We start from the raw sequence: 15,577 nt of genomic DNA, 5'->3' as shown, positions 1-15,577 counted from the left end.
CGATGGCGCTACCTGTATCACGGATCGCGGGCGACGCCGGGATACGCGTGCTGCTGCGCTCGTACGAGCACTGGCTCGAGGACACTGTGACGGAAATGCAGACGCTGGCCCTGGAGAGCACGACCACCGGGCTCGACGTGTCGCTGCGCTGCGTGCGCATTGCATTGGCGAGCGGCGCGACGCGCCATCGTCTCGACTGGTTCGTCCGCGGTGAGCCGCATGCTATCGCCTGGCCGCGCGCGAAGCAATGTTTCAATCGCATTCCGGCGCCGCTGCGCGCGTACCTGCAACAGTGCGACGCGCGCGCGAAGGAGCTCAACGCACTGGAGTCGGTTTTCCGGTATGCGGCGAGCCAGCTCACGATGTATCTGGAACACGGCACAGTCAAGGTTCGAAGGATCGACGGCACCTGAGACAGGTGCGTGGTCCCGTCGCGTTGCGACCGGCGGGGGCATCAGGCTAACGCAGAGCAGCCATCCAAAAAAGCAGGCAATGGACAGCGCGTTCGTATCACAGGGGGCAATCCTTGATGAACGGAGTCCGCAATGGGCATCTACGCAGAACTGGTCGGCAACGTGCTGGCGTCGCCGACGATGAAGCAGGTCAACACCGCCAGCGGCACGCGGCGCATCGTCGAACTGCGCGTCATGTCTGCCAGCTACCGGCGTCTTGACGACGGGACACTGGAGCAGCGCGAAGGTCGGACCTTTCCTGTCGACGTGACGGTGTGGAACGAGCGCCTGACCGAGCGCGTGATGCAGCATATCCGCACGGGCGCGAGCGTCGTCGTGCGCGGCGACTTCTACGTGAGTCCATGGATCAACCGCGAGAACGAGGCCGACGCGGGCGCCCATATTGACGCCGAATCCATTGCCCTGAACCTCGTGCGGATCGATCAGGTGGTGTACCGCCCGCGCCAGACGCGCGAGTCCGATGCCCCGGCACGGGACGAAGGCGCCGGCGAGCCAGCCGGTCCGGCCGATGGCGAAGCGGAAGAGTCCACGGGCGAGGAACCAGGAACGCCGCCGGATCACGCAGACTCCGATGCGGCTACCCCCGTCCAGCCTGCAGGCCGGCGTTCGCGTCGGGCGGCGCGAGCCACGGCCGAATAGCTTGCACCTTCGTCGATGTCATGCGCGAGCGCGCCGTTCGCCGTGCATGACTTCTACGCTGGAGTATGGCAGAGGACACGGAAATGATGGACGTCAGCTCGCCGGCCACGCCGGACGTTGAGGAACTGCGGATGTTACGGGCGCTGGTGTATGAGGGCGTAGCGCTAGCGCGCCACGGGCCGTATGTTGCGCGGTTTCACAGATGGACCGTCCAGGTCTCGCGCGAGGGCCGCTGCAGCGCGGGTTGCTTTGCGCCGGTCACTGTCGAGATCCGCCACCCCCATGGCGAATTACTCGAGCGCGCCTGTCTGGTAGTTGATGGACGCGCCGACCGCGAGACAGGAAGCTGAGGGTGCTTGTGTCATCGCTGGATCGATGTCTTTCACTCTGGATATTGCCGCGTTGAGGCACACGGCCGTGACCGTTCATATGCGACGCTGCGGCTATTGGCTTGCCATGGCGAGCCAGTCGAATCGGCAAGAGAGGGCTTGTGCGGTCAGCTGTCTTCGCGGTACGGTACGCGGATTCGTTTGCTGTAGTGGCCGTCCGCGTAGCCGACCATGCCATATTTTGCCGTCTTATTTTTGTATTGACAGAAGGAGAATTCATGAACAAGCAGGAACTGATTGATGCCGTCGCGTCAGCAACGGGCTCGAGCAAGGCCATCGCGGGCGAGTCCATCGATGCTTTTATCGGCGCGATTACGGAGGCGGTGGTCAAGGGTGAGACCGTGCAACTAATCGGATTTGGCTCGTTCAGTCAGGGCGAGCGTGCGGCGCGCACGGGCCGCAATCCGGCGACCGGTGAGGAGATCAGCATCGCTGCCGCGAAAACGGTGAAGTTCACCGCAGGCAAGGGGTTCAAGGACGCGGTCAACGGAGGCGCGCGGTAGGAGCGTTATCCCATACCGGGACGTGGACGGCGGTTGCTTCGGCGGGTGCTGCTACCTGATATGCGGCGCGAGCAGGTTGCCGACGAATGCGGAGGTGGCACCCGGCTCGAACTGTTCCCGAAGCCGCGCGTTGAGAGCATCGCGGGAAGCGCCACTCACGCAGGCTGCGTCGGTGAGCGCCGCATAGGCATCGAGCACGTCTGCCGCCGTGATCTCGTATCCGGCGCCGGCGTCGACCCAGCGCAGTGCGGCCATGCCGCAGGTCATCGCGAACGCGGGTTGTCGCTGCACGAACTCCCGTGCTGCCCGAATCAGGGTGCGTGGATCGGTCGGGCTGGTCTGAATGAGCGACGTCGCGAGATCCAAGAGTCCCGCGTCCTTCGCGGACGCAAACCATTTGCCTTCCGAGCCCGGCTCGCTCTCGATCAGGTCTTGCAGGATTGCTGCCTGCGATCGCCCAGGATACTTCCTCGCGATAGCACGGAAGGTCGCGAGGTACGTCCCTGAGCGGTTAGCCGCGATCGCATACCGCCGGTAGGCCTCGTCCGTCATGCCGCGGGCGAGCAGGATCGTCTCGCAGGCGAGGGCGATCGCACTTTCCGGCGCATGGGCGCCATGAGACTGCTCGGCGTAACGTAGCGCCTCTTCGGGCCGGCCGAGTGCCACGAGCGCCTTTACACCCCATTGCCGGTACCCCCACCATGTCATGCGCGCCGAGTTGACCAGCGCAAACAGTTCGTCGAACCGGTGCGCGACGTAAAGCGCACTCATGCACGCGGTAGTCCCGACAAAAAATCCACCCTGGCCGTCGGGGCCGATCACATGGGCCGTGATGGGCAGCAGCCTGTCCGCCCATGCGGATGCCATACCCGGTGTTACAGCAAGTTCTCCCCACACATCGGCGAGGCGTTCGATATACGGCATCTGGTCTTCCTGCAACGCCTCAAAGAGACGTTCCAGCCACGCCTGTCTGATTTTGGCATCAACTTTGGCTCCAGCAATCAGGGGAGCCAGTGCATCGATGGCCCGATTGACTGCGGTGCCCATCGCGCCGGACGAACTGTCGACCTGTTCCAGTGCCGGAGACAGTTTTTCGAGCAGGAGCACTGCGCCTTCGGCGGCAAGGATGCCATCGGAGCGCGCCACCTGCCGGATCTCGACGACCGCTTCTTTCAGCCGCTGGATCGGCAGCGCTGATTTCCAGCCGAAGGCGTTACGCCGGAAACGGGCGGCGAAGGTCCATCGATGTGAGCTCGTGTGTGACATCCCGGTTTTCAGCATTCAGCGCGGTTTCATGTAGTGCCGGTAGAGGGGATCGTGGAGGTCACGCAGATCGCGACGGCTCTCCATCAATTCGTGGTGACGGCCTTCGCGCTCGAGCGTGAGCAGCCGAAGCACGAGTCTTGCTGCCCGTTCGGGCTTGGTGTCACGGCAGGGTTGCGCCTGCTTCAGCAGTGGTGCGAGTCCGGTTTTCTGAATTAGCGCCCAAGCGGGAAACCACGTGAGGTCGGCGACATCGCCGCCTCCTTCAAAGGACGCATCGAATGTCCTGCGAAGCGTGTCCAGCGAACTGTCCTCGAGATGCCGGAGCAGGCCATCGAAACGGGTGGGAGCAAGCCATGCGAGTTCGGCCAGAAGCGGCCAGGCGGCCTCGAGACCATCGAGCCGGTATCGGCATTCGGCCATCCACATCAGCGGTGCGGGAATGCGTCGCCAGGATTCGATGCGCATGACGGCGGCTTCAGCGGCTTTCCAGTCGCCCGTATGCAGGTAGAGCGCGGCGCTGTGTGCATCGGGCTGGGCCGCACGGAACGCCAGACTCGCAGCGCGTTGCGCGAGTTCGTTCCAGAACGGCGCAAGCCAGGCGATGGCAGCCCGTTCGCCCATCAGTTGGTTCGCCGAGCGTCGGACGCGGGTCAGTAGCGTCTCCCGCGCGCCAAGCGCGGCGTCATGGTTCGCGAAGAGTAGGCTGCAACGTGCTTCGAGGGCGGTCACGAGCGTGTCAAGCGCCACGAGTGCCGCGTCGTCTCGATATTCATGTCCGAGGATCCGCAGCGCACGGAGGGCGCCGGAGGCATCGTGGTGTTGCAATGCCGACAGGACATCGTTGCGCAGCATCACATCACGGCTGTCGTCAAAAATATCGAGTTGCATGGGTCGGACTCAGAAGAGCTGGTCGCCAGGACTCACAAGGTTATGCCACTTCACTACGCTCCCCAACGGGCGTCCGTCTTCAAAGATGGACTCGATAACGGCGCGCTGGCCGCTCGCCTCGGCAACCACGCGCACCATCCTGTCCCGGTAGCGCATCAGCGCACCGATCGGCGGGCAAACGAGGCGCTTTCGTCTTCGGTCGGCTTTCAGCATCAGGACAGCAGGAGCGGGAACCTGGCGGATTATCCCACGCCTGCCCTCGCCAACGGCGGCTACCGGTTCACCGCACGCAGCAATGGCACACCGGACAGTAGGGCGATCGCGGCCACACCCTGGCGCTGGATGTGTGGGAGCGCGAGGTCCGAATCGAACCAGCTGTTGGACAGGCTGACGAGCACATCGGGCGAATGCAGCAGGATGCGCCAGTGCGGCCACCACAATAGGTCTTCATAGCAGATCGAGAAGGCCACGCTCTTGCCTGCAACCATGACGTATGGCTGGCTGAGACTCCCGCGGGTCGCGCTGACGGCCGCACCGGGGCGCCACAGCGCCGCCGGCACCGGCTGGCGACTATCCAGGCGGCCGTGGTCCACGCCGACGATGACCGCGCTGTCGGTGTACCGGAACGGCGTGCCGGACGCGGTCAGGTCCATACCGACGATCAATGTTTGCTTCGCTGCGGCGAATGCCTGGATATCGTCATGCCACCAGTAGCCCATCGCCGGGCGCCACAGCCCCACGATTTCCTCCGGAAGGACAACAACGGTGGCGCCTTCGCTGAACGCACGCTGCGTGATGACCTGGACCTGTTGCGTCCGGGCATAGAGCGACGTATAGCTGGACTGATCGAACCGGCCGAGGAGTGTGTCGAGTGCTGTCCACCGGGACGGTACAACTGGCGCGCTCGCCGCACTTCGCGCGAGAAGGGATAGGATCACCAGCAGCGTTGCAACCTGTCGGGCGAAGCGACCGCGTAAGACGGAGGCCGCGCACGCGATGGCGGTTATGCCGAGCGCCAGGCCTGGCGCCTTCCAACCGGGAAAAAGGGTGCTGGCGACATATGCAGGCGATAACCACCCAACGATCCCAAGCGGTGGTACGGTCACGAGCACCGTCGCGACGGCGGCGCACAAGGCGCGGCGTGCGGCGCTCGCGTTCGCCCCAGGTTTGAGCACGGCCCACGGTGTCGCCAGCACGCACGCCTGCGCGATCCAGAACGAGAAGCCGAGCATCAACGCTTCGGGGCGCGTCAGATCTCCATAGCCGGAAAAGAAGCGCATGCTTACGACGGGAATATCCCGTGCGCCAGCAAGGTAATAGCCGATCCAGATCGCGAGTGCCGAGGTACGTCCGCGCACGCGCGACCATACGGCCGGCAGGAGCAGTAGGAGTACCTGCCAGTGCCCCGGGTACCATGTGGCCAGCGCCACCAGCGCGCCGGTGGCGATCAACGCCACGCATGCGAGGCTTCGTGGGAGAGACTGGACAGGAGGCCGCGTCGATGGAAGAAATGGAGGCAGCGCAAACATGGGTCCAGACGGAGGCAGAAGTTAGCTGCACGGTCGATGCCGGCCGGGCTTTCCCAGTGATGCGCGCGCTGCATTGTCGAGCATAGGACAGCTTTTTCGTTCGCGCTACGTCGAGAGATCAGCATCGAGAGAAAAGACACCAACACAAACAGCTCTTCGTGGAATAGCGGGGAACGCAGAGAGAACTGTCGGCCAGAAGGCGACCTTCGCCCGACGCGTCGCGAGGACGTTCAGACGGCAGCTCCACCGGTTGAATCCGCACGAACGAGCGGTTATTCGATCGCGGGATGCCGGCGTTGCATAATCGGCCATTCCCGACATTCAGGTATCGCATCTGTCAGGCAGCTACGAGTCGCTTTGCCGACATTCGCACTTCGGCGGCGGCGAGCGTCTGCTGCCACTGCAACCGAATGCGTACTTGCGACCCTGAGCCGACGGTGGACCCAGCAGCACATATTCGGCAGCTTCCAACTACAGCGGCCATTCACTCCTGCCAGTCGTTCGGCGGGTCATCGGCCATAGCCGACATCGGGCGGCCCGGGTTGCCGACGCATTGGATGCACTTGCGAAGCGATGAGTCACTGCGGGCCCCGGTTACGTCGTGTATGTGGCCGAGCAGTTGGAATAGACCCGGTGTATAGTCCAGCTTCTCGCTGATGTCCGCGCCGATCCGCCTGCGTTCTCAGCCGCAGTGGCAAACCGCGCTGTCAGGCTCGTGATGGATGTCGGTGCGAGGTAGTTGCGGCGCACATGTCCACGCACCCAATGTGGATCTCAGTATCGCGAGGCTTGCGCGGCTAAACATCTGCTTGTGGCGGTACAAGGGAAGGTGGTCAACGTATTGGCTGACCAGCACCGAAGCAAGCAGTCCGGCGGTCCGAATGCCCTTGTCGATCACGTGTGCGGGCACTGGTGCTTGGATTAGCGTCTGACAGTTGCGGCCGCCCCGGTGGCTACCATTGAGCTACGGGGGCCTGTCTGAGCGATAGTGTGGCCCATTTTTCGATGGGGAACTATGTCATACGCATATCGCAAACGTTTCACACGAACAAGCTGGACGGCATCTCTAAACTTTGCCTAAGTGCGACCGTTATGATGTGAGGGGGACAGCTTCGAGACATTGAGGAAGATGAATCTCACGAGCAAAGGCCTATATGGAGACCTAGACGGATTGGCTCGGGGTATTCGTATCAACCTGCAATTCCATTCGACGCTAACCAAGGCTGTTTCGGATTCGTCGCCGATTTAGCGCCCGATGTAGGTTGATAAACGTGTGTCCAAATGGCGGCTCCTGACACTGAGCCAGTGCGGACGCTAAGCAGAAAATACAATGAACCAACGCCTTTCAAGCTTCCAGGTGGGGCCGCTTCCCACGTTTTTCTATCGTGATGACGGCGATCTCGATGTTGACCTCTTCGGCGAGCTATGGGCATCGGCCGGCCTCCAGAACAAGCAGTTGAAATCACTCATTCGGCCCGAGATTTTTTCTAGCACTGACGATGCAGGGCGAATCCGTGCGCTCGCTCAGCTATGTGAGAAGGGGGATTGGAGAAAGGGCTGGTATCAGAATGCCGACGCCCGCAAAAAGGGCGTCCCTCCGTCAATCCAAGAGCTTGCGCACAGGTATGCTAAGCAGACACTTCCTGCACTTGACATGTATGGGGATGGTCTCGGTAAATTTTTTAAGAGAGCAGCTAACGGGAAGATCTATCCTCGACTTGAGAAAGCTGGCGATTTAGCGGACTTTCTCGGGCAGTGCTTCCAAACTCACGCTCGCGCTACGGCTCTCTTCACTTGGGCAGTTCTGGAAAAGTCGCTACTTACCAAGAAAGGCGCGACGGCGTTGGACGCAGATTTGCGCAAGCTGCCTGACGTTTTGATGGAGGCGCTTCACGAGCGAGGCGAAGTAGGGCTTTTGGACCTCTTGGCTCCGCTAGAAACAAGCGCTAGCAGGCCTGAGGATGGCGTCGTCACGGCAGAGGCTACTCGCGATAAGTCCGACTCGTTGGATGAGGTGAAAGTCAAGAAGAAGGCGCCGGAGCTCCAGAGAACGATTGATCCCCTTCTTGTACGCGTACGGGACAATCTTACCGCTACGTACGACCGCGCGACGACGGAGTTCGAAGTTAGGCATCGAGCACTCGTCGCGATGTGTTCTGACCTCGCCGGGGCGGAGAATCCGGTAGCCATCACCCAGCGGATTCGCACGAAGCTTGATGAGTTTGACCGCGGCGTTTTGACCGCAGCGGATGAAATACGTCATGAGGCCTCGCAGATTCAATCGCGCCTGAGACGGCTTTCGATTCTCCAGCCAACGCCTGCTGAATGGTGCGATTTGCCGCCGGCTATTGGCGTCGCCAACGCAGCCGTGATCGCAGCGCGTACCTGCAACGAACTGGAGACGCTGACTGGCCTAGACCAACGTCTGGTTGCGATTGCACCGGAAGTCCTATCGCGTTTCAAGGGGAGGATCGACGCGGCCTTGTTGGGTAACCGAGCGTCCGCAGTCGTGCAACTTCAAAACGTTGCCGAAGATCTAGAGCGATTTGTGGAGACTCAGGAGGCGCGCGAAGCGGCTCTCAAATATGTTGGTGCGGTCAGTCAAGACGCTGACTGGATGGCCACAGACGACCCGCAGATGGACGCATATTGGCCGACGCTCGCGACGACAAGCCTTGCTGATGCTCCACTTCTTGATTCGACGTGGCTGATATGCAGGCGTGCGTTCGACCTGTGCTACGACGAGATTCTTCAAGCCGTGCGTCACATACTCGTGCCGCTCTGGCATGAGGACATGGTGACGGTTGATAGGTGCCTGTCCTTGCTTGATCCGAATCAGCTCGAGCGACTAGCGCGAGATACGCCCGAACTTGAAAGGGTGATCGTACTGACGCAGGCATACGGCTTTCTCGCCGCCGCAAGAGTTGGCGATGACCGAAAGTTCGACTATTGGTCTACGTGGCCTCTCAGTCAATACGCGAAGGCTCCAGGGGAGGTTGACAATCCCTTGCTCGAACGGCTGCTCGGGGCCGTTTTCTCAGAAAGCTCGCTTGACGACGGCGCAGGAACACTTGCTGAACTCGCGCTAATAGCGAACGAGCAGCTTCCAACCGGTGATGATGGCCAGGACCAAGAGGTCACGGCCGCGTGGGCTGAGCTCGACCTTCTGCTGCAATACCGTCAGCACGGGATGGGCCACTACGCCTCGCTTTGGAAAGCCGCCCATAAGGACTGCATTGAGCCATTGCAGAGTATGAGGGTGTCGTCAGCGTTGGCCCAGACCGCGCGGGAGATCCAAGCATTCGTCGAAGATATTGACGTGGACTCACGTTACGTCCAATGGTTGAAAATCTCCCAAGCGCCGGTTTTGTCTCAGTCGCAATACGAAGCGACCACCAAGGTATACGTCGAAGGGCGCTTAGAGAAGGTTCGCGCATGGTGTGAGCGGTATGCTCACGTCAGCGCGGATCAATCCAGCTCAAGGCATTCTATCCGGGATATGATTTCGATGTCGGACGCCAGTCCGGATCGCGACGTTTTAGTTCCCTGGGTGCGGCGAGTCGCTGCCCAACTTTCGGGCGAGACTTCGAATGCCCCAATGCTTCGCTCCGATTTGCAGGACCGCAGGTTTGGTATCGGCTTGTCCGCATCTGTCGAGATGCCCCGCTCCTATCTCGCGCGACTCGCTGGGAGTCCGGTCCGATGGGGAGCGCTCGTGACGGACAGTCTTGCGAAATCAGCCGGCGCTTGCGCTCCGTCTGCGCTTTGGAATTTCTATCGCGCTGCAGGCTCCCTTGAAGCGCAGGAAAAGCTCCGGGAGGCCTCCCCCGAGGCTGTTTCGGAGATTGACGCACGGTTGCTTGAGCAAGAGCTTGATCTGCACTCGCTCAAACAGGCAGTCAAGATTTCGGACTTAAAGACACGCTTCGCGAGCTTTCGCGCGTCGGCAGAGGTTTTGCATCTTCAACGCAAGATGGGCCTCTTCTTCGGGGAGCGACAGTGGACGCTATGCGAAGCCACAATAGCTCAAGCTACTATTTTGGCGGACTCACTCGAGCAGAAGGCAAGGGAAGATGAAACACGGCAGAGTTTAGGGCGCGACATTCAGGCTCTAGGCGGCATATTTGATGGCTCGGAGGGCATTGATGTCCTCTCCAAGCGACTTGCTGAAATGGTCGAGAATTCGTCGTCTCGACGAGTACATATACGGGTCCTCGAGCAGTTCGCCAGAACAAAGAATCTTGCTACTTCTCTATTCGATGCGGCTACGACAGCGGTAGCAGATTTGTCCGTTCCGCAGCGACTGCCTGACGCCGATGGCGCAGCGTTTCTTGCTGAGGCTTGGGGCGCGGTCCTTTCGCCGATTTCAGAGCAGCTAAAACGGCCGCAGGCTCTCTTGCCGGGATACAAGCACCTGTTGGAGATATTTACCGCAAGTGTTGTCCGCGCCATGGGAAGTGAGCGCGGTTCCGATGGGATCGATAGTAAGTTTCTCGAAGCTTGTATTGACTTCGCACCGTTGCTCGATGACGCGGCCAGTCCGGCGGGATTGCGCACCTTGATTGAGAAATTTGCAGCGCAGGCCAGCATGGCATCGCTCGCTGCGGAACTCGAGCGTACGGAGTACCCAACGGAGGATGAAGCACCGCTGATCAACAATGCAGAGGAACCGGACTACCGTGGTATCGGTCAGGCGTTGACAGAGCCAGAGGCCAGTGGTTCGGACAAGACCCGAATAGTCCAAGCTGCGGCTTGGGTGCGCAGGCACGTTCCGAAGACGCCGTCTGGTGAGACAGACTTTCGTACCGCGATGAAGAATCGGCTCTGGGCGGAAGCTTTGAAGGCTAGCGTCCATGCCATCGGAGACGAATTCGAAATTAGGCTTGAGGAATCGTCCCGACCTCGCGATGCCCTACTTACAGCGATTGCGTGTGCCGCACACGTCCCCGATGCTATCTCTGAGGCCGAGGCAGCGGCGGCGCTCGGTTTGCTGGCGATGTGCGAGGAATCCCAGCCAGTGCAGTGGCTGCGTTCGCAGAAGGGGCGATTGGGTGGGTCACTTGTCGCAGACTTCGTAGGCGCGATTCTATTGCGATGGGCTGGGAAGGACGCGGCGGAGCTTGGTAGCACACGTAGCGATGCGCGTGGCGTGGTCGGCTCCGCGATACGCGAATTGGGCGATCTGCGGCTAGGGCCGAACGTTCCGGCGCGTGAGGCGTTTGCTTTGTTCGGATCCGCCTCGGCCGCTGGTTTCCCCGCCGAGTTGCTGGTGAAAGCGCTGTGGGAATCATTCACTGGCGACAAGCAGCAGGCCGAGGTGCGAGCTGCTTTCATGCAAATGCTGTTCAAGGCCGGGCTGTACCGGCACGTCGGGCTTTGCTTCACTTTTGCCCCCATCGAGATGGAAAAACGTGTCGCACTTGCATACGCGCAACTCCTGCAAAATTCGGATTCCGTCCAGGGTCGCGCAGCTCTTGAGAACATTCGTAGCGCATCTCAAGCGAAGCCGTTTGCGAGCTTTGCTCAAGCAGTTCTGGGTAGTGTGTCGAGAAACCAGGGATTGCCTGCTGAGATTACTTTCGCAGCTCCGCTCGAGAAAGCACCCAATCGCCGAAGTTGGCTTGGAGTGCTCGCTATAACGCCGCGCGCTATTAATCCTCCGCTGGACATTGAAATTGAGCTACCTGGTGATGGCGCAATAAGTTTTGCAGGCGGTCGGCGTAAGATCCGGATTGAAGGTCCATTCTTTGAAGCGCGTGAGGAGCGCGTCGAACTGGTGATCGACGTTCCCGACATCCGTTCTACGATTATCCGGGCGACGTGCGACTTCCTGACGCTGGAGGAAAAGCGCGTCGTCGCTGAGCTGGAGCTTGCGCTGGAAGTAGCCGGGCTTGAGTCATTCGACAGTGTAAGCGCCGAGCAGGTCGACGCAGCGTTCGCGGGTTTCCCTCAATTTCAGATGCGGGGTCATGACTACGTCCCGCGAGATGATGACGAAAGGCGCATCGAGACGACCCTCTTCGGTCGCGATCGAGCCGGAAGCGTCTGGTTATCAAGCCCGCGACGATCGGGCAAGACGACGATGCTGTTTCGAATTCTCGATGAGTATTCGCATAAAGTCGGCCGTGATAACGGCATTGTGTTCCTGTCTCTCGACAAGGGCTTCCAGTCGGTCAAAGACTTCAATTATTGGGTATGGACCAGAGTTCAATCCAATGACGAGAACGAGGAGCTGCGAAGCCTTATTAGCGATTTCGCTCGGATCGGCGAGCGACTTCCGTTCGACGCTGGTACCGATGTTTTTCTCACAGCGCTGTCAAAGGAAATTATCAGCCGGGCTAGCAGCCTAAGCCGCGTGTTTTATCTATTTGACGAGGTAGACAAGCTCGCGGAAATGCATCTTGCAGAGGGACAAGCGAAGGATGTCGCCATTGAACTCTCATGGCAGTTCAGGCACATCATTGCATCGCAGACGGCTATCGGCATGGTCTTTTGTGGTTCGAATCCGGCACGGACAATTTTTGTCCGCAATGCGGATGCCGCCTTGTACAACAGTATTGCAAATTTCGAGCTCACTCCCTTTGGAATGAATAACGATCTGGAGAAGCGCAGGACGCGGGAGATTGTCGAGCCAGGCGTTCTTCGCGGACGATACAAGTTTCCAGAGAAGACTCTCGCCTTTCTGGTCAAGATCACTGCTGGCATTCCGTACTATATGAAATTAGTCGCCGGAGCCACTTACGCGACTGCGCAACAGACTTACCTTATGCAGTCTGACGTTATCAACGGGCTGAAAGCGCTGTTGGAAAAGTCGACGGGTGTTACCGCGCTTGACAGTCTGGACGACCCCGGCGAAGACGAGCTCCGGGTCCTGTTTTCGCGGAAGGACCGTGACCAGCTACTGGTTCGTGCGGTTCTGTATGCCGCTGCGGATATCAAAAGTCCGGTGTCCGCCGGTCCTTTGATGGTCGGTGATTTGAGATCGGAGCGTTCACCGCTCGTCAGTCGCTATAACCTCTCGCGGGCTGAAATCGCAGCTGGTGTGGAAAGCGCTATTCAGCTTGGCTACTTGAAAAGACTAAAGGACCTGGCGGCCGTCGAATTCAGGATCCCGATGTTAGGTGAGTCAATTCGGGTCCGATCCGGCGCACTTTGGGCGATGATTAATGACAAGCTTGAGCAACTGAACGCGCAATGAACGATATCACCATACCTGCCTCCTCAACGGCGATCGCCCGCCGGATTGTTCAGTCGTGGAGAACCGGAAAGAGCAATTACGTGCTTGTCACTCCTCCGCTGACAGACGCCACCTGCATCATTGATCGGCTTGTCGACGAGCAGTTTTACGAACAGTGTGAATTGGCGCCCGAAGTCCCGGCTGTGGCGAGGTTTCGTGCGGGCCGCATAGACAACGCAAATACTTTTATTTCAGGTGTCGTCGCGCAATGGGACCCGATGGGAGTTGTTCAGCGCGAGGGCAGCGATATCGGTGCGAACTTGCGCAAAGTCGTCCAGTTTTTAAAGCGCTCGGGTCGCACACCAGTATTAGTCATCGAAGCATTTCACCAGGCCGTCCGTACGCTGACGTGGGATGTCGGAACAGCCTTACGCACACTCGAGCATTCTCTTCAGTTGAAGACTGTCGTGGAGTTGCCCGTCAAGCTGAGTACGTTGCGCATGCGATGGGCTGTGCAGAGAGGCGAGCCGACGTTCCTTGCGTCTGATTTTGGACAGGGGCATAGCACGCTTGTGTTGGGAACTTACGAGCCGAGCGAAGTAGCCGCGCTGGTTGCAGAGTATGGATTGACCGATTGGCGCGCGAAGATGGTTACCGAGCTGTGTGGGGGACTGCCTGATCTGACCGGTTGGCTTGCTCGCGAAGCTCAATATTACGACTCGCCAGCGTCGCTTCGCCGGTATGTTGAGCGCGGCGCACCGGACATCTGCGATCGGTTCCTTAAGTGGCTCGACGCACCGGCTGAGGCTGCCTTTACGAGAACGTTGGCAAGGATGCACGAGGGTGGCCCGATGAATAAGGTGTTCGCCACGATCGACAAGCACGAGTGGGCCGACTTTATGCTCGATGAGACCGGCTCGCTCAGATCCAGCATTCTCGGCCTAGCTGCAGTTCAAAAACTTGCTCAACGGGAGAGCGGCGCGAGCGGTTTTGCGAATGAAGCTCGCGGTGTGGGAACGATCACGACGATCTCACCGCTCATCTTTCCGGAGGGCGAGGCACGTCGCCCAATTGCTTTGATGGCCAATGCAAAGCCGGAGACGATCGTCGTGGCCGCGACGTGCTGGGGCGTTCGGTATGGCGGCATCAACTCTTTCAATCTCGAATTCTGCCGTGCGCTTGCCGCACAGGGGAAGAGCAAGCGAAGAGTCATCTGTTTAGTCCCGAGAGATGAGGACATCCTTGAGGAGATGGATGGCGTTGAAGTCATCGCCATACGACGGGATGGCAACGAAGGCTTCTTCCAGTTTGATACGCAACTCGCGCTTAGCGCGCTTAAGGATATCAGTACGGTTCGCTTCGTCGTCGGGCACGACCTTAAGTCGGGTACGTTTGCACAGAGCCTTGCTTCCGCCCTCGAAGTGAAGTCGATAGCGTTCTGTCATATGGCCTATGCCGCTTATTATTCGATGACCAAATCATCGGAGGACGGAGCTAAGAAGGTGGAAGATCAGCGCAAGCTATTTTCGAAGGCAGACGCGATTTTCGCCGTCGGACCGAAGCTCGTGAAGCACGTGAAGGCGCTTATGCGTACGATACCGTCGAAAGCTAATACATTCGAGTATTTGCCAGATCTGCTTTCAATGGCACCAGTGACCTCACCGAGGCCTATTGCATGTATCACGTATATCGGCCGGCTTGGAAGCGGTGCCGAACTGGTCAAGCAGGGTACGCTGGCGGTGACGGCGATTGGTGCGGCGCTAAAGAGGACGAAGTTGCATGATCCGTTGGTACAGGTCATCGGTGGCTCTGACGCGGAGAACGAGACTGATTACAAGGAGTTGGTGAACAGGGAGGCCAATCGACTCGTAAATACGCAGTTCCTCGCGTTCAATAACTCGCGTGAGAAAGCACTGGGCTACATCATGGATAGCAGCTTGGTGGTCATGCCGTCCGTGCATGACGGCTTTGGGCTCGTGGGTTGGGAGGCAATTTCACTCGGTATCCCGTTGATCATCTCAACCAATACTGGCTTGTATGAACACCTAAAGCAGCTCGGCCTTCACAGCTATGTCGGGGCGGTCGATATTCGTGGGAGTATGGCGAAGCCCAACGAAGCAGACGTCAACGCACTGTCAGATAAGATTTTCGCAAAATTATCGGATCCGGCTCAAGCGCATGCGGATGCGGCAATGCTTCTTGCACGGCTTCGAGAGTCCGATCAGATGACAATGGAGCGCTTCGATAGAAATACCGAGCACGTCTTTAAATCTTCTGCTGACGCGAGCTTGTCGGCGTAGGTCGACGCCAGAGGCTTCGTTAGAGCGAGCTTTGCAGGAGTGGCCGCGTGGGCTCGCCAGTCGACGGGCGCGCCAGTGCTGCGCCGGCCCAATGGTCACAGCGAAAGCGGCTACGTGGCGGAACCGTGACGTGTGATGCCGTGGGATTAGGGCGCGGGAATGCTGTAGGCCCTCTCCTCCCCGAACTGGTAGGCGTGCGGAGTCACGGCGCGCGCTACAGTCCACCTAGACTGGCCCAGCGCCCCTCAGTCTCCAAACCTGCTGCCCCCTGCGGGCATCTTTTTTTTCGCGACGTCAATCAGGAATCAGGTAAGGCACTTCCGCCAAAGGCATGCACGGGCTGCTTACGCCGACCACGACTGCCAATTTGACCGACCGAATGGCCGTTGTACCCCTGATTGTGTTGAAAAAGG

At 59.5% G+C, this 15,577-nt stretch carries 9 protein-coding genes and 1 pseudogene; 5 read left to right on the top strand and 5 right to left on the bottom strand.

The features are described from left to right. The first annotated feature begins 2 nt into the window (after positions 1–2). The 3 genes from BJG93_RS22955 to BJG93_RS22945 all read left to right on the top strand — a co-directional run bounded on the left by BJG93_RS22955 (position 3) and on the right by BJG93_RS22945 (position 2,004). On the top strand, positions 3–413 hold the full coding sequence (locus BJG93_RS22955; RefSeq protein ID WP_018423074.1) for a hypothetical protein: 411 nt from the start codon (positions 3–5) through the stop codon (positions 411–413). Between the two features lie 132 nt (positions 414–545). Continuing rightward, positions 546–1,112: a single-stranded DNA-binding protein gene (locus BJG93_RS22950; protein ID WP_027196522.1), complete on the top strand. Its 567-nt coding sequence runs from the start codon at positions 546–548 to the stop codon at positions 1,110–1,112. A gap of 607 nt (positions 1,113–1,719) precedes the next feature. Then, complete coding sequence (locus BJG93_RS22945; RefSeq protein WP_027196520.1) at positions 1,720–2,004, top strand: HU family DNA-binding protein; 285 nt, start codon at positions 1,720–1,722, stop codon at positions 2,002–2,004. A 51-nt stretch (positions 2,005–2,055) separates the two neighbouring features. Here the strand turns inward: BJG93_RS22945 and BJG93_RS22940 are convergent, their stop codons facing one another. The 5 genes and pseudogenes from BJG93_RS22940 to BJG93_RS22920 form a co-directional block, all read right to left on the bottom strand. Continuing rightward, on the bottom strand, positions 2,056–3,285 hold the full coding sequence (locus BJG93_RS22940; protein ID WP_027196519.1) for a hypothetical protein: 1,230 nt from the start codon (positions 3,283–3,285) through the stop codon (positions 2,056–2,058). Further along, a complete protein-coding gene (locus tag BJG93_RS22935) occupies positions 3,286–4,158 on the bottom strand; it encodes a hypothetical protein (RefSeq protein WP_027196518.1) in 873 nt (290 codons plus the stop codon). Between the two features lie 9 nt (positions 4,159–4,167). Continuing rightward, positions 4,168–4,371 carry a hypothetical protein gene (locus tag BJG93_RS22930; RefSeq protein ID WP_154671774.1) on the bottom strand — a complete coding sequence of 68 codons (204 nt, stop codon included), beginning with the start codon at positions 4,369–4,371 and terminating at the stop codon, positions 4,168–4,170. 59 nt (positions 4,372–4,430) lie between these two features. After that, a complete protein-coding gene (locus BJG93_RS22925; protein ID WP_231337482.1) occupies positions 4,431–5,615 on the bottom strand; it encodes a carbon-nitrogen hydrolase family protein in 1,185 nt (394 codons plus the stop codon). Between the two features lie 808 nt (positions 5,616–6,423). Then, positions 6,424–6,627, bottom strand: a pseudogene (locus tag BJG93_RS22920) (IS66 family transposase); the annotation flags it as partial. A gap of 390 nt (positions 6,628–7,017) precedes the next feature. On the opposite strand from BJG93_RS22920, the gene BJG93_RS22915 reads away from it, so the two are divergent. Both BJG93_RS22915 and BJG93_RS22910 read left to right on the top strand, forming a co-directional pair. Then, complete coding sequence (locus BJG93_RS22915; protein ID WP_027196516.1) at positions 7,018–12,885, top strand: ATP-binding protein; 5,868 nt, start codon at positions 7,018–7,020, stop codon at positions 12,883–12,885. Further along, a complete protein-coding gene (locus tag BJG93_RS22910) occupies positions 12,882–15,164 on the top strand; it encodes a glycosyltransferase family 4 protein (protein WP_027196515.1) in 2,283 nt (760 codons plus the stop codon). Before BJG93_RS22915 ends, BJG93_RS22910 begins: the two co-directional genes overlap by 4 nt. Positions 15,165–15,577: the final 413 nt, after the last annotated feature.

The organism is Paraburkholderia sprentiae WSM5005, from assembly GCF_001865575.2.
Classification (GTDB): domain Bacteria; phylum Pseudomonadota; class Gammaproteobacteria; order Burkholderiales; family Burkholderiaceae; genus Paraburkholderia; species Paraburkholderia sprentiae.
The sequence above is the reverse complement of the archived record's forward strand: the minus strand, read 5'-3'. Positions and strand labels throughout refer to the sequence as shown.